This is a genomic window from Mesorhizobium sp. WSM4829 (assembly GCF_055811475.1).
On sequence record NZ_JBVVQJ010000051.1, the window covers coordinates 16,793 to 37,951 of the forward strand.

Below are 21,159 nucleotides of genomic sequence, written 5' to 3' on the forward strand. Positions count from 1 at the left end.
AGTAGATTAAAGCCGACATGCGCTGAGCACCGTCATCCCCGTTGGTTGGCTTGCTCGCCGTGCTTGTCGTCACCGGAACATTCCTGCCTCGGCGCGCGTTTGCTCCTCTGCGAATCCGAGCCTGGCTGTCCAGCTGCGGCAATGGCTCCAGAGACGGGCCTGGAAAACCATGAAAAACAGAAAAAGGAGCGCTCCGGTGAACAACCTCAAGCTGAAACGCGGACTGTGGGTCGTGGTCGCCGACGGCGAGAAGGCACTGTTCCTCGAGAACCGTGGCGACACCCAATATCCCGACCTTCAGGTCGTGCAGGAGATGGAACAGGCAAATCCGGCGACGCGAGAGCAAGGTTCGGACCGCCCGGGTCGCTACAGCGACGGCCCATCCGTCCACCGCAGCGCAGTCGAGGACACTGACTGGCATCGCCTCGGCAAGGAGCGTTTCGCCGACGAAATTGCCGAGCGGCTGTACAAGCTCGCGCATCGCGGCGCCTTCAAGGAGATGGTGCTGGTCGCACCGCCGCAGGTACTGGGTGACATGCGTCGAAAACTGCACAAGGAAGTTGCCGAGAAAATCACAGCGGAAATTCCCAAGACGCTGACCAACCACACCATCGTCGACATCGAAAACCTGCTGCAGGGCGCCTGATCGGGCATCAGGCGCAGGCGGTTTCTTTTTAGCAGCAACCATTGCCAGCCCGAGGCGGCCCGCCTTCTGCCACCCTTGTCGTCGATCCATGGCATTTGCGGGTTGCCTCGCGGCCATCCGGGCCGCCATATTGCAAGGCGGCTGCTTCGGGCGGTGCATATCCGACATCGTAATTTTGAAAGGCGCTCCATAGACAATGCCGCATGACACGCCGCTTATCGCCACCATCGTCGCCGGTTTGGGGCTGGCTTTCGTCTTCGGCGCAATTGCCAATCGCTTCCGCATCCCGCCGCTGGTCGGCTACCTCGTCGCCGGCGTCCTGGTCGGGCCGAACACGCCGGGCTTCGTCGCCGATACCGGCCTCGCCAATGAACTGGCCGAAATCGGCGTGATCCTGTTGATGTTCGGCGTCGGCCTGCATTTCTCGCTGAAGGACTTGTTGTCGGTCCGCGCCATCGCCGTGCCCGGCGCCATCGTGCAGATCGGCTTCGCGACGGCGCTCGGCGCCGGCCTTGCCTGGATGCTGGGCTGGTCGATGGGCGCGGGGCTGGTGTTCGGGCTGGCGCTTTCCGTCGCCTCGACCGTTGTGCTGCTGCGTGCCTTGCAGGAGCGGCGGCTGATCGAGACCGAGCGCGGCCGCATCGCCGTCGGCTGGCTGATTGTCGAGGATCTGGCCATGGTGCTGGCGCTGGTATTGCTGCCGGCGCTGGCCGGCGTACTGGGCGGTCAGGAGCCTGTGGAGGCCCACAGCAGCAGCCTGCTGTCGCTGCCGGCGAGCTACGGCGTTTGGAGTGTCGTCGGCATGACGCTGGGCAAGGTCGCGGCCTTTGTCGTTGTCATGCTGGTGGTCGGCCGCCGGGTCATCCCCTGGGTCCTGCACTACGTCGCCCATACCGGGTCGCGTGAATTGTTCCGGCTGGCGGTCCTGGCCATCGCGCTCGGGGTCGCTTTCGGCGCGGCCAAGCTATTCGGCGTCTCGCTGGCGCTGGGCGCATTCTTTGCCGGCATGATCATGAGCGAATCCGAACTCAGCCATCGGGCGGCCGAGGAATCGCTGCCGCTGCGCGACGCCTTTTCCGTGCTGTTCTTCGTTTCGGTCGGCATGCTGTTCGACCCGTTCAGCCTGGTCAGCAATGGCTGGCCGATCTTGGCGACGCTGGCCATCATCGTCATCGGCAAATCATTGGCCGCCTTCGTCATCGTCGTCGCCTTCCGTTATCCGATCGCGACCGCGTTGATGATTTCGGCAAGCCTGGCCCAGATCGGCGAATTCTCCTTCATTCTGGCCGAGCTCGGCGTCGGGCTGAAGCTGCTGCCCGAACAAGGACGCGACCTCATCCTCGCCGGTGCTATCCTGTCGATCGTCCTCAACCCGCTGATGTTCCTTGCCGTCGACTGGATGAAACCATGGCTGGAGAGGCGCGCCGGCAAGGCGGCGTCGCTCGACGAGGCAAAGCCGATCGGCCCCGCCACGGAGCCAGGCCAGTTGGCTTCGGTTGCGGCACCGGTGAAAGAGGACGGCCCGCCGCCCAGGACAGCGCTTACCGGCCACTCCATCCTGGTCGGCTATGGCCGTGTCGGCAGCCTCGTCGGCGCGTCCTTGAAGAAGGCCGCCCTGCCCTTGCTCGTCATCGAGGATGCCGACAAGACGCTGGCGAAGCTCAGGGACGACGGCATCGAAACCGTGTCCGGCAACGCCGCGAGCAGCGAGGTATTCGCCGCAGCCAATCCCGAGGGCGCGAGCCGGCTGATCCTCGCCATCCCCAACGCCTTCGAGGCGGGACAGATCGTGCTGCGCGCCCGCGCCGCCAACCCGAAGATCAACGTCATCGCCCGCGCCCACTCCGATGCCGAGGTCGAGCATCTCAAGGGGCTTGGAGCCGACACAGTCATCATGGGCGAGCGCGAGATCGCCCGCGGGATCGTGGAAGAGGTTTTGGCAGCACCGAAAGCGCCTTCAGCAGCCTAAGCCGGCGCCGCCCCTCACCCTTACCCTCCCCGTGAAGAACTGGAGAGGCTAAGGGTGAAAAAGCTCACACGTGTTGGCCGCCATTGATGTGGATTTCCGAGCCCGTCACATAGGACGCCTGCTGCGAGCACAGGAAGAAGATGATGTCGGCGACTTCCGCCGTGGTGCCCAGCCGCCGTAGCGGAATCGTCTCGACGATCTTTTCCGTGCCCGGTGACAGGATCGCCGTGTCGATCTCGCCGGGTGCGATGGCGTTGACGCGGATGCCGTGCGGGCCGAAATCATGCGCCATTTCGCGCGTCAGCGAGCCGAGCGCCGCCTTCGACGTCGCATAGGCGGTGCCGGCGAAGGGATGCACGCGAGTGCCGGCGATCGAAGTGACGTTGACGATCGAGCCCTTGGCCGACGCCAATTCCCTGAACAATCCCCGCGCCAGCATGATCGGCGCAAAGAAATTCACCTGGAACACGTCGCGCCAGACATGCATCGGCGTGTCGATCGAATTCATGCGGCTGTTGCCGTCCTTGAGCTTCGGCGAGATGCCGGCATTGTTGACCAGCGCATGCAGCTGGCCGCCATGCGCTTCCAGCCGATGGCGGATTTCCGAGATCGCGATGCCGACGTCCTCCTGGTCGGCGAGATCGACCTTGATATGGTCCTCCGGACCGGCCGGCCACGGGCAGTCGTCGGCAAAGGCCTGGCGCGAGCAGGTGATGACGCGCCAGCCTTCGCGCGAAAAGCGCTTGACCGTGGCGTGGCCGATGCCGCGGCTGGCGCCGGTCAGCACGATGGTCTTTCTGGTGTCGGTCTCGGCCATTGACGATCTCTCTTTAACCCGCAGATGTAGCGGAACACGGCAGCGATGACGAGGGGGTCAGCCGCCGGTGAGGATGTCGAGGATCGAGGTCTGCCGCTTCTTGACCGGGCCGCCGACATCGGCGGGCGGCACCGGGCGCTTGATCGATGCGGTTGTGCCGCCACCGCCCGGCATGCCGAAGCCGCCGGCATCGACCGTTTCGGCGGGGCGCACGGCGCGAGGCGGCGACGCTTTTTGAGCGGACGGCGCGGATTGGCCAACCGAAGCGGACGGCACCGGCGCCGGTTGCGCCGTGTTGGGCGGCAATTCGTCCTGCACGATCGTATCGGCAGGCGTCGACCGCCATGTTCCAGGCAGCGGCCGCACCGGCACGCCTTCATGCGCGGCGACCATGAACTCATGCCAGGCCTGCGCCGGCAGCGCGCCGCCGGTGACCTTCTTCATCGGACCGCCATCGTCATTGCCGAACCAGACTCCGGTGGTGAGATTGGCGGTATAGCCGATGAACCAGGCGTCGCGCGAATTCTGGCTGGTGCCGGTCTTGCCGGCGGCCGGCCAGGCAAAGGCCGCCTTCCTGGCAGTGCCGATTTCAACTGTGCCCATCATCATAGAGTTCATCATGCCGACGATCTCGGGCTTGATGACGCGCGGGGCGCCGCCATTGTTGTCGTAGAGCACCTTGCCGCTGGCTGTCGTCACCCGGCGGATGAAATGGACATCCGGCCGGTAGCCGCCATTGGCGAAGGGGACATAGGCCGACGTCAGTTCCAGCGGTGTCACTTCGGAGGTGCCGAGCGCGATCGAGGTGTTGGCCGTGAGGTCGGACTGGACACCCATGCGATGCGCCGCCTCGACGACCGCGTCAGGCCCGACTTCCATGGTCAGCTGGGCGGCCACCGAGTTCAGCGACTTCGCCAGCGCCGTCGCCAGCGTCACCTTGCCGAAATACTTGCCGCCGTAATTGGTGGGCGTCCATTTGCCAATTTTGATCGGCGCGTCATTGCGCACGCTGTCGGGCGTGCGGCCGGCTTCCAGCGCCGCCATGTAAACAAAGGGCTTGAACGCCGAGCCCGGCTGGCGGCGCGCCTCCGAGGCGCGATCGAACTGGCTGGTCGAATAATCATAGCCGCCAACCATGGCGCGTACCGCGCCGGAATTGTCGATCGACACCAGCACGCCCTGGCTGGCATTGAGCTTTTTGCCGCTGCCGTCGATCAGCCGGCGGATCGATTGTTCGGCGAGCTTCTGCAGCGTCAGGTCGACGGTGGCGTCGACGATGATGTCGCCGCGCACGTCGCCGATCAGGTCGGGAAGTTCTTCCACGATGGCGTCGGCGACGTAGTTTTCCGAACCCGTCCAGTAGGATGCCACCCGTGACGCCGGCGCGCTCATCGCCGTGGTCAGTTCCTTGGCGCTGATCTTGCCTTCGTCGCGCATGGCGGCGAGAACAAGCTGCGAGCGCCGCTCGGCGGCCTTCGGGTCACGCGCCGGAGACAGTCGCGACGGCGCTTTCAACAGACCGGCGAGGAGCGCGGCCTCCGGCAACGTGACGTCGCGCGCGCTCTTGCCGAAATAGCGGCGCGAGGCCGCTTCGACACCATAGGCGCCGGAGCCGAAATAGACCCGGTTGAGATACATTTCGAGGATCTGGTCCTTGGTGTGCTTGTGCTCGAGCCACAGCGCCAGAAGCACTTCCTGCACCTTGCGTTCCAGCGTGCGATCGGGTGTCAGGAACAGGTTTTTCGCCAATTGCTGGGTCAGCGTCGAGCCGCCCTGCGAAAAACGCCCGCCGACAAGGTTGGCCACCATGGCTCTGGACAGACCGATCGGGTCGATGCCCAAATGCGAATAGAAGCGGCGATCTTCGATGGCGATGACGGCCTCGGGAATATAGGTCGACATTTCATGCAGGCCGACGGCTTCGCCGCCGCTCATGCCGCGATTGGCGAGCAGTTTTCCGTCGACCGAGACGATCCTGATATTGGGCGCGCGGTCGGGGATGGCCCAGGTGGTGGCCGCCGGCATTTTCGCGCCGTAATAGACGACGATGCCGGCAGCGGCGATGCCGCCCCAGATGGCCAGCACGAAGCACCAGTAGGCCAGCCGGCCGAGCACGCCGAACAGGCCGCGCCGGCTTTTGCCGCGCCCGCGACGCGACGCTTTTGTCCTGGCCGATTGGCGCTTTGCAGAGGTGTTGCGGTTGCTCGGCACGACGCGATCCTCCTCGCTCACCGAAAAACCGGCCGAGGATTTCGCCCGCGGCGGTCCCTCGAAGCTCGGTTCGATGCGGCTGTCTCTGCGGTTCGCCATGCGCTGTGCTGTCTGTCCCGATGCCTGTCGCGTCGGCCTGAAAATCGGTATCGATTTTCGGAAAAGCCGATGCGAAGCTTCAAAGTCTTAGAGCGCGCGTCCGAACGGACGAACGTTGCTCCATGGCGTCCGGGTGCAGAGTAGATGCGGCGATTTAAGGGCGGGTTAAGTCGTATGCGAGCACTGCCGCTCGACCGTCAGAGCGCGGCTCGCACAGCCTCACTGGCTTTGAAGTCGATCTGGGATATCACCTGAGAACCCTAAGGAAGGGCTGAAATAGCGGATATGATGTGGGTGCGTCATCGGCACCTTGGCCGCGCCAACCCAACACCCCGCTCAATTCCGCTGGATCGATATTCCCTTGTCGTCGATCTTGAGTTCCACGCCCTCCGGCCTGGTTTGCTCGCGATAGACATAAATGCCGAGTGCGATGACCACGACGACGAGCGCGCCGATGACGAGATAGAGCATGTTCTGTTTCATGGCGCGCCCTTGATGTGGCTTCGCAGGATCAGGCCTGCTTCACCAGCTTGATCAGCACGAGCAGGATCACCGCGCCGATCGTGGCGTGGATGATGGCGGCAAGTATGCCACCGCCTATGGCGAATCCCAGCCTTGGGAAGAGCAAGCCGGCTATCAAGGCGCCGACGATGCCGACGACGATATTGCCGATCAGACCGAGGCCGAAACCCTTGACGATCAAGCCGGCGAGCCAGCCGGCGATGGCGCCGATGATGATGAAGACAAGCAGGCTCTCAGTACCCATTGCAGATCCCTCCCGCGCGAATGGTCGCGGAGCAGAAAGCTCCGAATCGACCTCCGATTGCAACAGGTCCAACCTATTGGAAAGAAGCCAGCGCCGCCAGCGGCGTCATTCGCCGTCGTCATCCCCGGATGCGGGCCGCCAGCTGATCGGATCGATCTTTCTTTGCGTATGGCCGTCCGTATAGGCCCACCAGCCGGTGTCGTTCTCGTCCCAGTCGCCGCCGGTCGCTTTCAGCCGGTCGAGCGACCTGTACTGCGCGATGGATTCGTTCATCACCCCGTCGCTGTCCTTCCAGTAGACGGTGACCTTGGAGCCATCCCTGGGTGCTGTTTCGATTGGTTTTCTGGCAGCCATTTCATCCCCTCCATCGATCGATAGAACGTCGAGGCGAACACCTGGTTCCACTTAGCTGTGGGCGAAGATGTCTGCCTCATCCCAGCCCATCAGGTCGAGTTTCGCACGCGTCGGCAGGAAGCGGAAGCAGGCCTCGGCCTCCTTGCTCCGGTTGTCGCGCGCCAGCCGCATCGTCAGCACATCGCGCAGCTGGTGCAGGTAAAGCACGTCGGAGGCTGCGTATTCGAGTTGTTCGGGCGACAGCGTCTCCGCCGCCCAGTCCGACGATTGCTGCGCCTTCGACAGGCTGACGCCGAGAAGCTCAAAACAAATGTCCTTCAGCCCGTGCCGGTCGGTGTAGGTTCGGGTCAGCCGCGAGGCGATCTTGGTGCAAAACACCGGCTCTGGCATGACGCCGAAGGCGTTGTAGAGGACGGCGAGATCGAAACGGCCGAAATGGAACAGCTTGGTTATGCTGCGGTTCCTGAGCAGGCTGACGAGGTTTGGCGCCTTCTTCTGGCCGGGCGCGATCTGGATGACGTCGGCGGAACCGTCGCCCGGCGAGATCTGCACCACGCAAAGCCGGTCGCGATGCGGATTGAGCCCCAGCGTCTCCGTGTCGATCGCGACCGCCCCGACGTCGTAGTGCAAGAGCCCGGGCAGGTCGTTCTTGTGGAAGCGGATATCGCTCATCGTCTTCTCCGGTCGCGGCCCATTCGTGCGTCCAACTGGGCGCGGCGTCGCTCTATCCCGTCCTCGCCGCGATCCGATGAAAAATCAACAGAAAGTTGCAGTCTGGCCCTCTCAGCGTGTCAGCGCGTCGAGAATGCGCGCCCACGAGCGCTGGCCCTTGTGGAAGGAACTCATCTCGTATTTCTCGTTCGGCGAATGGATGCGGTCATCGTCGAGCCCGAAACCGACAAGCAAGGATTCGATGCCGAGATAAGTCTGGAAATCGCCGACCACCGGGATCGAGCCGCCGCTTCCCGTGGTCACCGCCGGCTTCGGCCATTCGTCGGACAGCGCGTCCTTGGCCTTGGCGAGAAATGGCGAGTCGTAGGAAAGCTGGATCGCCGGCGAGCCGCCATGCGGGTGGAAATCGACTGAGCAGTCGGCCGGGATGCGCTCCCTGACGAAGGCCTGGAAAGCGGCGCGGATCTTTTCCGGGTTCTGCTTGTGGACGAGGCGGAAAGACACTTTTGCCGAGGCTTCCGCCGCGATCACCGTCTTGAACCCTTTGCCGGTATAGCCACCTATAATGCCGTTGAACTCGGCAGTCGGCCGCGCCCAGGTGAGTTCGAGCACCGAGCGGCCGTGTTCGCCGGAAGGGATCGACAGGCCGACGGGCCCAAGGAACGTCTCAGCGGTCTCGCCGAGCGCCTCCCACGACTTCAGGATCTGCGAAGGCGTCTCCTCGACACCGTCATAGAAACCGGGAATGGTGACGCGGCCGTCCTTGTCGTGGATGTCGGCCAGGATCCTGGCCAGGATGCGAATCGGATTGGCGGCAGCACCGCCGTAGAGACCGGAATGCAGGTCGCGGTCGGCGGCTTTCACCGTGATCTCCTCGCCCACCAACCCGCGCAGCGCGACGCAGATGGACGGTGTTTCGCGGTCCCACATGCCGGTGTCGCAGACAAGCGCGAAGTCGGCCTTGAGTTCGGCCGCATTTGCCTCGAGGAACGGCTTCAGCGATGGCGAGCCGGACTCCTCCTCGCCCTCGAACAGAATTGTGATGCGGCACGGCAGCCCGCCATGCACCTGCTTCCAGGCGCGGCAAGCCTCGACGAAGGTCATCAACTGCCCCTTGTCGTCGGCCGAACCACGTCCCGCGATCACCTGGCGGCCGGGCTCGATCTGCTTTACCGAAGGCGCGAACGGATCGCTTTCCCAAAGCTCGATCGGGTCGACCGGCTGCACGTCGTAATGGCCATAGAACAGGACATGCGGCGCGCCCGCCGGCCCGTCATGGTGCGCCACCACCATCGGATGGCCTGGCGTGTCACGCACGCTGGCGTCGAAGCCGATCAGTCTGAGCTCGGCCACCAGCCATTCTGCCGCCTTGCGGCAGTCTGCGGCATAGGATGGATCGGTGGAGATCGACTTGATCCTGAGCAGGCCAAACAGGCGCTCCAGGCTCTCGTCGAGATTTTTGTCGAGGCGGTCGAGGACGGGAGAAATTCTGGACATTTTTATAAAGCCTTTCGATTCTGAGCGGCAACCCTAAAGCTGCGAGGCAGAAACGAAAAGCCAGCGGTCGTTGGACCACGGGCACCGAAAGGCAAAAAAATGCCGCCGTGGTGGAGGGGGAACCACGGCGGCCTTTACTCGAAACGATGCGGCAGCCCGGAGAGGGGGGATAGGCTGCCGCAAGTGTCCGGGATAGGCGGGGGACGGGCCTTGCTCCGGACCTCGGCGAAAAATGCCGATGGCGTTTATCTGTGTCTCCGAACGTGGCGATTCAAGGGCACGAAGATTACACTTTCGTAACATAGCCGTGATCGGATCGACGTGTCGGGGATGTTGCCGGAACCGGTGGTTGAGGCCGCCTTTGGCATGGACCACAACGCCGCGCCGCGCTATCCCTTCGTCCCATGAAAAAAGGCGATCATCTGTTCCTTGTCGACGGCTCCGGCTACATCTTCCGTGCCTATCACGCGCTGCCGCCACTGACCCGCAAATCCGATGGGCTGCCGACCAGTGCCGTGCTCGGCTTCTGCAACATGGTGTGGAAGCTGACGCAGGACGCCCGCAACACCGATGTCGGCATCGTGCCGACGCATTTCGCCGTCATCTTCGACTATTCGTCGAAAACCTTCCGCAACGACCTCTACCCCGAATACAAGGCCAACCGCTCGGCACCGCCGGAAGATCTGATCCCGCAGTTCGGCCTGATCCGCCAGGCGACCAGGGCCTTCAACCTGCCCTGCCTCGAGACGGAAGGCTACGAGGCCGACGACCTGATCGCCACCTATTGCCGGCTTGCCTGCGAAGCCGGCGCCGACACCACCATCATCTCCTCCGACAAGGATCTGATGCAGCTGGTCGGCCCTTCGGTCGCCATGTACGACCCGATGAAGGACCGCCAGATCGGCGTTCCCGAGGTGATCGAGAAATGGGGCGTGCCGCCGGAAAAAATGATCGACCTGCAGGCGCTGACCGGCGATTCGGTCGATAATGTGCCGGGCGTGCCCGGCATCGGGCCGAAGACCGCAGCGCAATTGCTGGAACAGTTCGGCGATCTCGATACGCTGCTCGCCCGCGCCGCCGAGATCAAGCAGGACAAACGCCGCGAATCGATCATCGCCAACGCCGACAAGGCGCGCATCTCGCGTGAACTGGTGACTCTGAAGAACGACGTGCCGGGGATCAGCGGACTTGACGATTTCGTATTGCATCCGCCCGACGGACCAAAGCTGATCGGCTTCCTCAAGACGATGGAATTCTCCTCGCTGACCCGCCGCGTGGCGGAAGCGACCGGAACGGAAGCGGCTGACGTCAAGGCCATGCCCGTCATTATCGAGCGCGCCGACACCGCGCATGGTCCCGATATGGGGTTTGGCGTGCCGGCAGCCGCCGAAAACGTGGCGGGCACAGTGACAGACGAAGCCGGGGAAGCGGTGCCGGCCACCGTCAAGGTGGAACCCAAGCAAGGCGACACCCCATCGCTTCTCTCGGCGCTTCGCTTCGAGGACGCCACCGCCAGCAAGATCGACACCAGCGCCTACGTCTCCATCCGCGACACTGAAGTGTTGAAGGCATGGGTGGCCGTGGCGATGGAGGCTGGCATCGTCGGCTTCGACACCGAGACCAATTCAGCCGATCCGATGCAGGCCGAGTTGATCGGCCTGTCCCTAGCCACTGCGCCCGGTCGCGCCGCCTACGTGCCGCTCGCCCACAAACGCGGCAATGGCGACCTGCTCGGCGGCGGAGTGGTCGAAAACCAGATTCCGATCCGTGATGCGCTTGCCATCCTGAAGCCGTTGCTGGAGGACAGGTCGGTTCTCAAGATCGTTCAGGAGCTGAAATACGACCTCGTCGTCATGAGCCGCCATGGCATCGATATCGCCCCCTTCGACGACATCATGCTGATTTCCTATGTGCTCGACGCAGGCACGTCCGGCGGCCACAGCATGGCGGCTCTGTCGGAAAAGTGGCTCGGCCACTCGACTATTGCCCTCAAGGAACTGGCCGGCTCTGGAAGAAGCTTCGTCGGCTTCGACCAGGTCGACATCGACAAGGCAACGGCCTATGCCGCGGAGCACGCCGATGTGACGCTCAGGCTCTGGCGGGTGCTGAAGCCGCGGCTTGCCGCCAAGGGCCTCGTCTCGGTCTACGAGCGGCTGGAACGGCCGCTGGTGCCGGTTCTGGCAAGGATGGAGCAGCGCGGCATCTCCGTCGACCGGCAGATCCTGTCGCGGCTCTCCGGCGAGCTGGCACAGGGCGCCGCGCGGCTGGAGGACGAGATCTACCAGCTCGTCGGCGAGCGCATCAATATCGGCTCGCCAAAACAGCTCGGCGACATCCTGTTCGGCAGGATGGGCCTGCCCGGCGGCTCCAAGACCAAGACCGGCCAATGGTCGACCTCGGCCCAGCTCCTGGAAGACCTCGCCGCAGAAGGCCACGAGCTGCCGCGCAAGATCGTCGACTGGCGCCAGCTGACCAAATTGAAATCGACCTATACCGACGCGCTGCCCGGTTTCGTCCATCCCGATACGAAGCGCGTCCACACCTCATACGCGCTTGCCGCAACGACGACAGGCCGGCTGTCGTCCTCCGATCCCAATTTGCAGAACATTCCGGTACGCACCGTCGAGGGGCGAAAGATCCGGACGGCGTTCATCGCCGACAAGGGCAACAAGCTGGTTTCCGCCGACTACAGCCAGATCGAGCTGCGCGTGCTCGCCCATGTCGCCGAGATCCCGCAGCTCAAGCAGGCGTTTGCCGACGGCGCCGACATCCACGCCATCACCGCCTCGGAGATGTTCAACGTGCCGGTCGAGGGCATGCCCTCGGAGGTACGCCGCCGCGCCAAGGCGATCAATTTTGGCATCATCTACGGCATTTCCGCCTTTGGCCTGGCCAACCAGCTGTCGATCCCGCGCGAAGAGGCCGGCGCCTACATCAAGAAATACTTCGAACGCTTCCCCGGCATCCGCGATTATATCGACGCGACCAAGGCCTATGCCCGCGAATACGGCTATGTCGAAACGATCTTCGGCCGCCGCATCCACTACCCGGAGATACGGTCGTCAAACCCGTCGGTCCGTGCCTTCAACGAGCGCGCCTCGATCAACGCCCGGCTGCAGGGCACCGCGGCCGACATCATCCGCCGCGCCATGATCCGCATGGACGAAGCGCTGGAAAAGGCGAAGCTGTCCGCCCGCATGCTGCTGCAAGTGCATGACGAACTGGTCTTCGAGACGGCCGAAGCGGAGGTCGAGGCGACGATCCCCGTCGTGCGTCATGTGATGGAGAACGCCGCGATGCCGGCGGTGTCGATGTCGGTGCCGCTGCACGTCGACGCCCGCGCCGCCGACAATTGGGAAGAGGCGCATTAGGGCCTCATGCGGATGCTTGCAGCCCGCTAGGTCGAGTTCCTTCGCACCCCCCCCTCTGTCCTGCCGGACTGTCCGGCAGGACAGAGGGGGGTGCTGTCCCTCCAGCATCAATAGGTTAGCTGGCCTAGCCCTAAGCCGCCTCGGCCAGGCATTTGGCACACGTGCCGCGGAATTCGATCACCGCCTTCTTGGCGGCGAAGCCGGTCGAGCGTACCCATTCGTCGAGCCGGTGCCCGACATCATGGTCGGAGAATTCGGTCACCTGCCCGCATGTGTCGCAGATGGCAAAGGCGGTCATCGAATGGCTGTGGTCGTGCGGCTCGGCGCAGGCGACAAAGGAATTGAGGCTTTCGAGCCGGTGCACGAAGCCGGACTTCACCAGCGTGTCGAGCGCGCGATAGACCTGCAGCGGGGCGCGAAAACCCCGATCGCGAAGCTGGTCGAGCAATGTATAGGCGCTGAGCGGCCCGCTGGCGGCCTCGAGTTTCTCGAGCACGCACAACTGGTTTTTCGTCAGCACATCCCTTGCCGCCATGATCCTGTTTCCAACCCGTTTTGCGCCGGTTGCTCGTCATTTTCCGCATGCAAGCGGCTTCAATTCTCTCCAGATAGCGACGAACCGGCCTTTTTGCTACTGTTTCTGTGTCGGCATGGCCCAGAAGCCGGCCAACTCCGAGGCATTGTTTGGCTATGCCAATCGATGCAAACCTGAAGTGATTGTCACTTCCGTGGCGGACCCTTGCGCTCGGCGGAGGCGGCCCACAGATTGATGTCGGCCTCGCGCGCGTAGGTGTCGATTTCGGCGAGTTCGGCATCGCTGAAATCGAGCGCCTTCAGCGCGCCGACGCAATCCTCGACCTGTTCCGGCCGGCTGGCGCCGATCAGCGCCGAGGTCACCCGGCCCCTGCGCAGCACCCAGGCCAGCGCCATCTGCGCCAGCGTCTGGCCGCGTCGGCCGGCGATGGCGTTCAGCGCCTTGATGTTGACGATGGTCTTGTCGTTGATGAAGGCCGGCCGCAGCGACTTGCCCTGGCTGGCGCGGCTGCCCTCAGGGATGCCGCCGAGATATTTGTCGGTCAGCATGCCTTGCGCCAGCGGCGTGAACACGATTGAGCCGACGCCGAGCCCCTCCAGCGTGTCGAGCAGACCATCGTCCTCGACCCAGCGGTTGAGCATCGAATAGCTCGGCTGATGGATGATGCAAGGCGTGCCGAGTTGCTTCAATATGTCGGCGGCCTCGCGTGTGCGCTGCGAATTGTAGGAGGAGATGCCGGCATAAAGCGCCTTGCCCGAGCGCACCGCGTGATCGAGCGCGCCCATCGTTTCTTCCAGCGGAGTATCAGGGTCGAAGCGGTGCGAATAAAAGATGTCGACATAGTCGAGCCCCATCCGCTTCAGGCTCTGATCGAGGCTGGCCAGCACATATTTGCGCCCGCCCCACTCGCCATAGGGTCCGGCCCACATCTCATACCCGGCCTTGGTCGAGATGATCAGCTCGTCACGAAAAGAGGAGAAATCCGTCCGCAGGATTTCGCCGAAAGCCGTCTCCGCCGAACCGGGCGGCGGGCCGTAATTGTTGGCGAGGTCGAAATGCGTGATGCCGAGATCGAAGGCCTTGCGCGCGATCGCCTGCTTGGTCCGGTGCGGCGTGTCGTCACCGAAATTGTGCCAGAGCCCGAGCGAGATCGCTGGCAATTTCAGGCCGGATCGCCCGCAGCGATTGTAGACCATGTTCTCGTAACGGTTTTCGGCGGGCACATAGGGCATGGGAGATCCTCAAATCAAAAGCGAGCCCGGCAGTTGCCACCGCGAAAAGGGTGAGTCGGCTCTGCCTCTCACCCTTAGCCTCTCGCAGTTCCTATGGGGAGAGGGATCGCTGAAGCGCTTGCGTTACTTCTTCTTCGCCAACAGCCCTTTCTTCTTCGCCAACAGCCCTTCCGCGTCCTTGACGCCCAGTGCCGCAGGCCGTTCGCAGGTGGTCTGCATGGCAACGAACTTTCCGCTCGCGCCCGACCGCAACATGCCGGTCATCACATCGACGGCATGCAGCGCCAGTTCCATCGAGCAGCGATGCGGCCGTCCTTCCGTGATCGCCAGCGCCATGTCGGCGAGACCGGCGGTGCGGTAGTTGGCCATCATGCCGTGCGAATGCATCTGGTTGGCCACGCCGAATGGATGCTTCCACTTTGGCAGCTTCTTGACCGGCTTGGCGGCATCGGTGAAGCGAACGTCGCCGCCGAAGAAATTCGGATCCGGCAAAAACACCGTGCCCAATTCGCCGTAGAGTTCCATCGGCGCATGGCCATGGCTCCACACGTCCCAGCTGGTATTGAGCGTCACCACGGCGCCATTCTCGAACTCCATCACGCCGTGGATCGTCGTCGGCGTGGCGACCAGGACTTTTTCGCCGGCGCGAGGCTTGGACGAGATCGTACGCTCCGTCTTCGGGATCGAAGCGAAGGCTGCCACCTGCTTCACCGGCCCGATCAGCTGGATCAGGTTGGTGATGTAGTAGGGTCCGATATCGAGCACCGGCCCAGCGCCAGGCTGGAAGAAGAAGTCCGGATTGGGGTGCCAATGCTCCATCCCATGGTTCATCACATGGCATGTGCCGCTGGTGATCTTGCCGAGCTTGCCACTGTCGATGAGGTTGCGGACGAGCTGGTGCGCGCCACCGAGGAAAGTGTCCGGCGCCGAGCCGATGCGCAGTCCGTCTTTCTCCGCCAGTTTCTTCAGGTCCAGCCCTTCCTTGACCGACAGCACGAACGGCTTTTCCGAATAGACGTGCTTGCCGGCATCGAGGATCTGTTTCGACACCTCATAGTGCACCGCCGGAACGGTGAGGTTGACGATGATGTCGATGTCGTCGGCGTTGAGCAGACCCTCGACTGTCTCGGCGCGCAGCTTGAACTCCTTCGCCCGCGCCTTGGCTGCATCCATGTTGATATCCGCGCAGGCGCGCATCTCGATGCCGCGAAACAGCGGCGCAAACGAGAAATACGCCTTCGAGATGTTGCCGCAGCCGATAACGCCGACCCCAAGTTTTTTTGCCATGCTGGTTTGCTCCTAATAGGTCTTGGCGGCTGCGATCGAGCGGCGGGCGAAGCGCTCGATGTCGTTGGGGTTGTCCTGTTCCATGACGTAGTATTTGGCGGCGCTTTTGGCGCGCAGCGCCTGGATCAGACCGGCCCAGTCGATCGTGCCGTGGCCGACATCCGACCAACCGTCCTCGTCGAGGCCCTCGCCGGGCTTGGCGATGTCCTTGACATGGACGGCGGCGATGCGTTTGCCATGCTTCTCGATCCAGGGCAGCGGATCGTCGCCGCCGCGCACCACCCAGGCGACGTCCATCTCCCAGCCGATGTCGGGCGCTGCCGCCAGGATGTGATCCTGCGGCACCGAACCGTCGGCAAGCTTCTTGAACTCGAAATCATGGTTGTGCCAGGCAAAGCCGTAGCCGGCTTTGTCAGCCGTCTCGCCGACCTTGGCCAGGCGTGCGCCGAAGCCGCGCCAGCCGGCGGCGTCGGTCGGCCTGCTCTCGGCGACCAGATAGGGGCAGATGAGCAGCGTGATGCCGAGCGCGTCGGCGATTTTGCGCACGCCGTCGAAATCGTTCTCGAGCGCATCGATCGAGAAATGGCCGGTCGGCATGGCGAGGCCGTTCTTGTCGAGTTCGGCACGAAAAGCCTTGGGATCGTCATAGACGCCGCCGAACCCTTCGACTTGTGCGTAGCCAAGCTCGCCGAGCATCTTGAGCACCCCTGCCCAAGGCTGGAAGTTGCGGGCGCTGTAAAGTTGGAATGACCAATTCATCGTCTCTGTCCGTTCTCTGGGGATGGATGTGCTTGAGGGTGAAATTCTCGGGGTGTTACAGGCGGCTGCCGGTTGCAGCGTCGAACAGCGAAGCGCGCATCGGGTCAAAACCGATGCTCACGGTGTCGGCGTTGTTTGGCGTGCGCTCAGATGTCACCCGCACGGTGAAATTCTGATTTGCGAGCTTCAGCCAGACCAGCGTGTCGGAACCCATTGGTTCGACGACCACGACATTTGACGTGGCTGTGAACGGCCATCCGGAGCCGCTGTTGAACGCGACATGCTCGGGCCGGATACCGAACACCGCCGCTCCCGGCACGGGCTCCTTTTCGAAAGCGTAGGTGGCAAGCGGGATCCGCACCTCCTCGGCGACGAAGTGCCAGTTGCCATCGTCCTTCTCCAGCCTGCCGTCGAGGAAATTCATCGCCGGCGAGCCGAGGAAGCCGGCGACGAAACGGTTGACCGGGCGATTGTAGATGGTCTGCGGGGCGTCGAGCTGCTGGATGACGCCGCCCTTCATCACCGCGATGCGGTCGGCCAGCGTCATCGCCTCGATCTGGTCGTGGGTGACATAGATCATGGTGTTCTGCAATTTGCTGTGCAGCAGTTTTATCTCGACACGCAATTCGGCGCGCAGCTTGGCGTCGAGGTTGGAGAGCGGCTCGTCGAACAGGAAGACGTCGACGTCGCGCACCAGCGCCCGCCCGATCGCCACACGCTGGCGCTGTCCGCCCGAAAGCGCCGACGGCTTGCGCTGCAGCAGCGGCTCGATCTGCAGGATTTCGGCGGCCCGTGCAATGCGCTTGGCGATCTCGTCCCTGGGAATGCCGGCAACGCGCAGCCCGAACGACAGGTTCTTCTCCACCGTCATCTGCGGGTAGAGCGCATAGGACTGGAACACCATGCCGATGCCACGGTCCTTGGGCTCCTCCCAGGTGACGTTCTTGCCCTTGATGAAGATGCGGCCGTCCGAAACGTCGAGCAGACCGGCGATGCAGTTGAGCAGGGTCGACTTGCCGCAGCCGGACGGCCCGAGCAGCACGATGAACTCGCCCTCGGCGACGTCGATGTTGAGGGTTTCCAGCACCGAGATCGCGCCGAAATTCAGCGACAAGTCCTGGATTGAGACGCTGGGATTTTCGAGTCTTGTCATCATCATCCTTTCACCGCGCCGGCGGCGATGCCACGCACGAAAAGCTTGCCGGAAACGAAGTAGACGACGAGCGGTACCAGGCCGGTCAGGATGGTGGCGGCCATGTTGACGTTGTATTCCTTCACGCCTTGCACCGAGTTGACGATGTTGTTGAGCTGCACCGTCATCGGATAGGTGTCGGGGCGGGTGTAGACGACGCCGAACAGGAAGTCGTTCCAGATGCCGGTCACCTGCAGGATGATGGCGACGACGAAGATCGGCAGCGACATCGGCAGCATGATGCGGAAATAGATGCCCCAGAAGCCGGCGCCGTCGACGCGCGCCGCCCGGAACAGTTCCTCCGGCATCGAAGTGAAATAGTTGCGGAACAACAGCGTCAGGATCGGCATGCCGAAAATGGAATGGACGATCACCAGGCCGCTCAGGCTGCCATAGAGGCCGATCTCGCGCAGGATGATGACGATCGGATAGATCATCACCTGATAGGGGATGAAGGCGCCGACGATCAGGATCACGAAGAAAGTATCGGCGCCCTTGAAGCGCCAGTTGGCAAGCGCGTAGCCATTCACTGAAGCGATGGCGATCGACAGGACGACCGACGGGACTGTGATGCGCACCGAATTCCAGAAGCCGCGCGAGAGCCCGTCGCAGTTGAGACCGGTGCAGGCGCTGGACCAGGCCTTCACCCAAGGCTCGAAGGTGATCTCCAGCGGCGGCGAGAAGATGTTGCCGAGGCGTATCTCCGGCATGCCCTTGAGCGACGTCACCACCATCACATAGAGTGGCAGCAGATAATACAGCGCCACCACGATCAGCGTGCCATAGAGGAAGATGTTGCGGCGCGAGAACACATGCCGCGGCTTGGGTCCTCGCGGCCCGGATGCCTCAAGCCCGATAGAGCCCGTACCGGCAGGCAGGGGAACGGCAAGGTCAGCCACGCTTCTTGCCTCCGAATTCGAGATAGGCCCAGGGAACGATGACGACCACCACCGACAGCAGCATCATGGTCGAGGCAGCAAAACCCTGGCCGAGGTTCTGGGCGAAAAACATGTAGTCATAGACATATTTGGCCGGCACTTCGGAGGCGATGCCGGGACCGCCGCTGGTCTGGGCGACGACCAGGTCATAGACCTTGACGATGCCGGCGGCGATGATGACAAGCGCGGTGATGAAGACCGGTCGCATCATCGGGATGATGATGAACAGATAGGTTTTTAGGGTGGGTATCCCATCCACCCGCGCGGCCTTCCAGATATCCTCGTCGATGCCGCGCAGGCCTGCCAGCATCAGGCACATGATCAGCCCGGTGCCTTGCCAGAGCGCGGCGATCAGGATGCCGTAGATGACGATGTCGGAATTGTAGAGCGGATCGAAGCTGAAGCTTTCCCAGCCGAGGCCGCGCACCACCCCCTGGATTCCGAACTCCGGGTTGAGCAGCCACTGCCAGACCAGACCGGTGACGATGAAGGAGAGCGCGAACGGGTAGAGGAAGATGGTGCGGAACGTGTCCTCGAAGCGGATCTTCTGGTCGAGCAGCGCCGCCAGCATGAAGCCGATGACCAGAGAGAACACCAGCGACAGCACACCGTAGACCAGCAGGTTTTCGATCGAGACCAGCCAGCGCGGCGTCGACCACAGCCGATAATACTGGTCGAGCCCGACGAAGTTCAGCCGCGGCAGCAGTTTTGAATTGGTGAAGGAATAGAGCACCGTCCACGCGCTGCCGCCAACGAAGATCACCAGTGCGGTGAGGACCATCGGAATAGAGGCGACCTTGGCATTAAGGTTGCGGAAGAGTTGGTTGGGGCGTTCGCTCTTGCTCATCTGCACAGCCGGGCTGGATCGGGTAAGGCCAAAGGGTTAGGGCCAAGGGTCAAGGCCGAAGAGTCTCTTGACCCGGAGCTCCCGGCCCCGCGGCGGGCCGGGAGCGAGCGGTTCGTCGAAAAGTCAGTCCGCTGAGGCGACGATGTCGGCGAAGCGCTTTTGCGCCTCTTCCACGGTCATGTCCGGCTTGGCGAAGAATTCGGAGAAAAGGTCCTCCTTCTGCTTTTGGGTGTCTTGCGACAGCAGCTGGTCCGTCCAGGGCATGACGCTGCCCTTGGCCAGGATGTCGAGCCCTTTCTTCATGCAGTCGTTCGCCGCCTTGAGGTCGATATCGCCACGCACCGGCAGCGAGCCCTTCTTGAGGTTGAAGGCGACCTGCGTCTTGGGATCGAGCAGCGTTTCGGCCAGCGCTTCCTGCGCCTTGGACTTTTCCGCGTCCTGCAGCAACGGGAAGTAGAAGGCGTCGCCGCCGGTGGCGATGACCTCGTTCAGGCCAAGGCCGGGAAGACACGTGTAGTCCTTGCCGGCGGTCTGGCCGGCAACCTGGAACTCGCCCTGCGCCCAGTCGCCCATGATCTGGCCGCCGGCCTTGCCGGAGATGACCATATTGGTAGCCTGGTTCCAGTCCTGCACATTGGTGTTCTTCGCCATCTTGCGGGCATCATCCGCGGCCTTGAACACCTTGGCGACCTCGGGCCCGGCGGCGAATTCGGCATCCTTGTCGCGATAGACCTTCAAGAAAGCGTCCGTGCCGCCGACCGCCGTAAGCAGCACGTCGAAGGTGCCCGAGGATTGCCAGGGCTGCCCGCCGAGCGCCATCGGTAAGATGCCTGCCTTCTCCAGCGCCGGGGCGGCCGCGACGTATTCATTCCAATTCTTCGGCACCGGCACACCGGCCTTTTCGAAGGCCGCGTTCGACAGCCACAGCCACTGCCAGGAGTGAATGTTGACCGGCACGCAATAGATCTTGCCGTCGAGGGTGCAGCCATCGAGCAGGCTCTTCGGCTGGACGATTTCCGCCCACTTGTCCCTTGTGGCGAGCTCGGTCAAATCGCGCATCAGACCGGCCTGCACCAGTTCTTCGGCTTGCCTTCCGTGGTTGAACTGGGTGGCGCCCATAGGGTCGCCGCCAGTGATGCGGCTGATCATGATCGGCCGCGCCGTGCCGCCGGAGCCGGCGATGGCGCCGTCGACCCAATGATTGCCTGTCGCGTCGAACGCCTTGGCGAATTCGGCGACCGCCGCCGCCTCGCCGCCTGAAGTCCACCAATGGGTGACTTCCAGATCCGTCGCTGCCGCTGGGCCGGCGAATGGCAGCGCGGTTGTCACCGCCAACGCAGCGGTCATGATTTGGTATCGCATTTCGGCTCCTCCCAGAATCTGAAACGTTACAGATTTTCGATACGGCAATTATTGGAAGCGCGCAACCCCCGAACAGGAGCAGCTCGGCATTTTTTCGAGCCGCGAACAAACCCGCCGCGCAATGTCCGCTACTGCACCGCAGCAAGGCAGGCTGCATCGCAAAAATGATGCTGCAATGCGTGAAATAACGGCAAACCCTTGGCGGGCAAAGCCTTGCCGACGCACACCGACTTTGCGTCGAACGAAGCGCCGCTCATCCAGGCCAGCTTTTACTGGCCGCTGCGCGATGGCAAGTGACAATCTGTAACGTTTCAGTATATAGGGTGTTCATCGCCGATTGCCGACCTGCACGGCAACTGCTATGCGCCTGACGGGCGGGCTGGATGAATGGACAGAGATCAGACGGAAAAGGACGACGAGGGCTCGGGCCGGCCGACATTGAAGACGCTTGCCTTCATGACCGGGCTGGGCGTCACCACCGTGTCGCGGGCGTTGAAGGACGCGCCCGAGATCGGCGCCGAGACCAGGCGACGCGTCCAGCTTGTCGCCAAGCAGATCGGCTACCGGCCGAACCGCGCCGGTGTGCGGCTGCGGACCGGCAAGAC

At 63.0% G+C, this 21,159-nt stretch carries 19 protein-coding genes; 4 read left to right on the forward strand and 15 right to left on the reverse strand.

Annotation, left to right across the window (positions count from 1 at the left end; genetic code table 11):
* Positions 1–196: 196 nt before the first annotated feature.
* A complete protein-coding gene (locus AC0L17_RS30945; protein WP_473518552.1) occupies positions 197–646 on the forward strand; it encodes a baeRF12 domain-containing protein in 450 nt (149 codons plus the stop codon).
* A gap of 196 nt (positions 647–842) precedes the next feature.
* On the forward strand, positions 843–2,615 hold the full coding sequence (gene ybaL / locus AC0L17_RS30950; protein WP_473518553.1) for a YbaL family putative K(+) efflux transporter: 1,773 nt from the start codon (positions 843–845) through the stop codon (positions 2,613–2,615).
* A gap of 64 nt (positions 2,616–2,679) precedes the next feature.
* Here ybaL and AC0L17_RS30955 read toward each other — a convergent pair whose 3' ends face one another.
* The 7 genes from AC0L17_RS30955 to AC0L17_RS30985 form a co-directional block, all read right to left on the reverse strand.
* On the reverse strand, positions 2,680–3,432 hold the full coding sequence (locus tag AC0L17_RS30955) for an SDR family NAD(P)-dependent oxidoreductase (RefSeq protein ID WP_065010150.1): 753 nt from the start codon (positions 3,430–3,432) through the stop codon (positions 2,680–2,682).
* 57 nt (positions 3,433–3,489) lie between these two features.
* Entirely contained in the window at positions 3,490–5,742 is a 2,253-nt protein-coding gene (locus AC0L17_RS30960; RefSeq protein ID WP_473518554.1) for a transglycosylase domain-containing protein, read from the reverse strand.
* 336 nt (positions 5,743–6,078) lie between these two features.
* Entirely contained in the window at positions 6,079–6,225 is a 147-nt protein-coding gene (locus AC0L17_RS30965) for a hypothetical protein (protein ID WP_027153083.1), read from the reverse strand.
* Positions 6,226–6,253: 28 nt separating this feature from the next.
* Complete coding sequence (locus tag AC0L17_RS30970) at positions 6,254–6,508, reverse strand: GlsB/YeaQ/YmgE family stress response membrane protein (protein WP_128169674.1); 255 nt, start codon at positions 6,506–6,508, stop codon at positions 6,254–6,256.
* Between the two features lie 105 nt (positions 6,509–6,613).
* Positions 6,614–6,862, reverse strand: a complete 249-nt coding sequence (locus AC0L17_RS30975; RefSeq protein ID WP_473518555.1) for a hypothetical protein — start codon at positions 6,860–6,862, stop codon at positions 6,614–6,616.
* 51 nt (positions 6,863–6,913) lie between these two features.
* Positions 6,914–7,534 carry a ribonuclease D gene (locus AC0L17_RS30980; protein WP_128184720.1) on the reverse strand — a complete coding sequence of 207 codons (621 nt, stop codon included), beginning with the start codon at positions 7,532–7,534 and terminating at the stop codon, positions 6,914–6,916.
* A gap of 111 nt (positions 7,535–7,645) precedes the next feature.
* Positions 7,646–9,031, reverse strand: coding sequence for a M20/M25/M40 family metallo-hydrolase (locus AC0L17_RS30985; protein ID WP_236375929.1), 1,386 nt, complete (start codon positions 9,029–9,031; stop codon positions 7,646–7,648).
* Positions 9,032–9,435: 404 nt separating this feature from the next.
* Between AC0L17_RS30985 and polA the strand changes: the two genes are divergently transcribed.
* Positions 9,436–12,402, forward strand: a complete 2,967-nt coding sequence (gene polA, locus AC0L17_RS30990) for a DNA polymerase I (RefSeq protein ID WP_473518556.1) — start codon at positions 9,436–9,438, stop codon at positions 12,400–12,402.
* Between the two features lie 130 nt (positions 12,403–12,532).
* Here the strand turns inward: polA and AC0L17_RS30995 are convergent, their stop codons facing one another.
* The 8 genes from AC0L17_RS30995 to AC0L17_RS31030 all read right to left on the reverse strand — a co-directional run bounded on the left by AC0L17_RS30995 (position 12,533) and on the right by AC0L17_RS31030 (position 20,554).
* A complete protein-coding gene (locus tag AC0L17_RS30995) occupies positions 12,533–12,937 on the reverse strand; it encodes a Fur family transcriptional regulator (protein WP_023797411.1) in 405 nt (134 codons plus the stop codon).
* Positions 12,938–13,122: 185 nt separating this feature from the next.
* Positions 13,123–14,169: an L-glyceraldehyde 3-phosphate reductase gene (mgrA, locus tag AC0L17_RS31000; RefSeq protein ID WP_473518557.1), complete on the reverse strand. Its 1,047-nt coding sequence runs from the start codon at positions 14,167–14,169 to the stop codon at positions 13,123–13,125.
* A gap of 123 nt (positions 14,170–14,292) precedes the next feature.
* On the reverse strand, positions 14,293–15,456 hold the full coding sequence (locus AC0L17_RS31005) for a Gfo/Idh/MocA family protein (protein WP_473518558.1): 1,164 nt from the start codon (positions 15,454–15,456) through the stop codon (positions 14,293–14,295).
* 12 nt (positions 15,457–15,468) lie between these two features.
* A complete protein-coding gene (locus AC0L17_RS31010; protein ID WP_473518559.1) occupies positions 15,469–16,215 on the reverse strand; it encodes a sugar phosphate isomerase/epimerase family protein in 747 nt (248 codons plus the stop codon).
* 55 nt (positions 16,216–16,270) lie between these two features.
* Positions 16,271–17,368 carry an ABC transporter ATP-binding protein gene (locus AC0L17_RS31015; RefSeq protein ID WP_473518560.1) on the reverse strand — a complete coding sequence of 366 codons (1,098 nt, stop codon included), beginning with the start codon at positions 17,366–17,368 and terminating at the stop codon, positions 16,271–16,273.
* A gap of 2 nt (positions 17,369–17,370) precedes the next feature.
* On the reverse strand, positions 17,371–18,306 hold the full coding sequence (locus AC0L17_RS31020; protein WP_027153093.1) for a carbohydrate ABC transporter permease: 936 nt from the start codon (positions 18,304–18,306) through the stop codon (positions 17,371–17,373).
* Positions 18,299–19,192, reverse strand: coding sequence for a carbohydrate ABC transporter permease (locus tag AC0L17_RS31025; RefSeq protein WP_027153094.1), 894 nt, complete (start codon positions 19,190–19,192; stop codon positions 18,299–18,301). The genes AC0L17_RS31020 and AC0L17_RS31025 overlap by 8 nt, the downstream gene beginning before the upstream one ends.
* A gap of 123 nt (positions 19,193–19,315) precedes the next feature.
* Positions 19,316–20,554: an ABC transporter substrate-binding protein gene (locus AC0L17_RS31030; RefSeq protein WP_473518561.1), complete on the reverse strand. Its 1,239-nt coding sequence runs from the start codon at positions 20,552–20,554 to the stop codon at positions 19,316–19,318.
* Positions 20,555–20,941: 387 nt separating this feature from the next.
* Between AC0L17_RS31030 and AC0L17_RS31035 the strand changes: the two genes are divergently transcribed.
* The coding region (locus tag AC0L17_RS31035; protein ID WP_473518562.1) for a LacI family DNA-binding transcriptional regulator at positions 20,942–21,159 on the forward strand (218 nt) is incomplete at its 3' end.

Bases quoted from the DNA above. Each gene is read 5' to 3' on its own strand.
- polA (WP_473518556.1), top strand. From the start codon at position 9,436: ATGAAAAAAGGCGATCATCTGTTCCTTGTCGACGGCTCCGGCTACATC.
- AC0L17_RS30975 (WP_473518555.1), bottom strand. From the start codon at position 6,862: ATGGCTGCCAGAAAACCAATCGAAACAGCACCCAGGGATGGCTCCAAG.
- AC0L17_RS30995 (WP_023797411.1), bottom strand. From the start codon at position 12,937: ATGGCGGCAAGGGATGTGCTGACGAAAAACCAGTTGTGCGTGCTCGAG.
- AC0L17_RS31010 (WP_473518559.1), bottom strand. From the start codon at position 16,215: ATGAATTGGTCATTCCAACTTTACAGCGCCCGCAACTTCCAGCCTTGG.
- AC0L17_RS30970 (WP_128169674.1), bottom strand. From the start codon at position 6,508: ATGGGTACTGAGAGCCTGCTTGTCTTCATCATCATCGGCGCCATCGCC.
- AC0L17_RS30965 (WP_027153083.1), bottom strand. From the start codon at position 6,225: ATGAAACAGAACATGCTCTATCTCGTCATCGGCGCGCTCGTCGTCGTG.
- AC0L17_RS30955 (WP_065010150.1), bottom strand. From the start codon at position 3,432: ATGGCCGAGACCGACACCAGAAAGACCATCGTGCTGACCGGCGCCAGC.
- AC0L17_RS31015 (WP_473518560.1), bottom strand. From the start codon at position 17,368: ATGACAAGACTCGAAAATCCCAGCGTCTCAATCCAGGACTTGTCGCTG.
- AC0L17_RS30985 (WP_236375929.1), bottom strand. From the start codon at position 9,031: ATGTCCAGAATTTCTCCCGTCCTCGACCGCCTCGACAAAAATCTCGAC.
- AC0L17_RS30980 (WP_128184720.1), bottom strand. From the start codon at position 7,534: ATGAGCGATATCCGCTTCCACAAGAACGACCTGCCCGGGCTCTTGCAC.
- AC0L17_RS31030 (WP_473518561.1), bottom strand. From the start codon at position 20,554: ATGCGATACCAAATCATGACCGCTGCGTTGGCGGTGACAACCGCGCTG.
- ybaL (WP_473518553.1), top strand. From the start codon at position 843: ATGCCGCATGACACGCCGCTTATCGCCACCATCGTCGCCGGTTTGGGG.
- AC0L17_RS31025 (WP_027153094.1), bottom strand. From the start codon at position 19,192: ATGAGCAAGAGCGAACGCCCCAACCAACTCTTCCGCAACCTTAATGCC.
- AC0L17_RS31005 (WP_473518558.1), bottom strand. From the start codon at position 15,456: ATGGCAAAAAAACTTGGGGTCGGCGTTATCGGCTGCGGCAACATCTCG.
- AC0L17_RS30960 (WP_473518554.1), bottom strand. From the start codon at position 5,742: ATGGCGAACCGCAGAGACAGCCGCATCGAACCGAGCTTCGAGGGACCG.
- mgrA (WP_473518557.1), bottom strand. From the start codon at position 14,169: ATGCCCTATGTGCCCGCCGAAAACCGTTACGAGAACATGGTCTACAAT.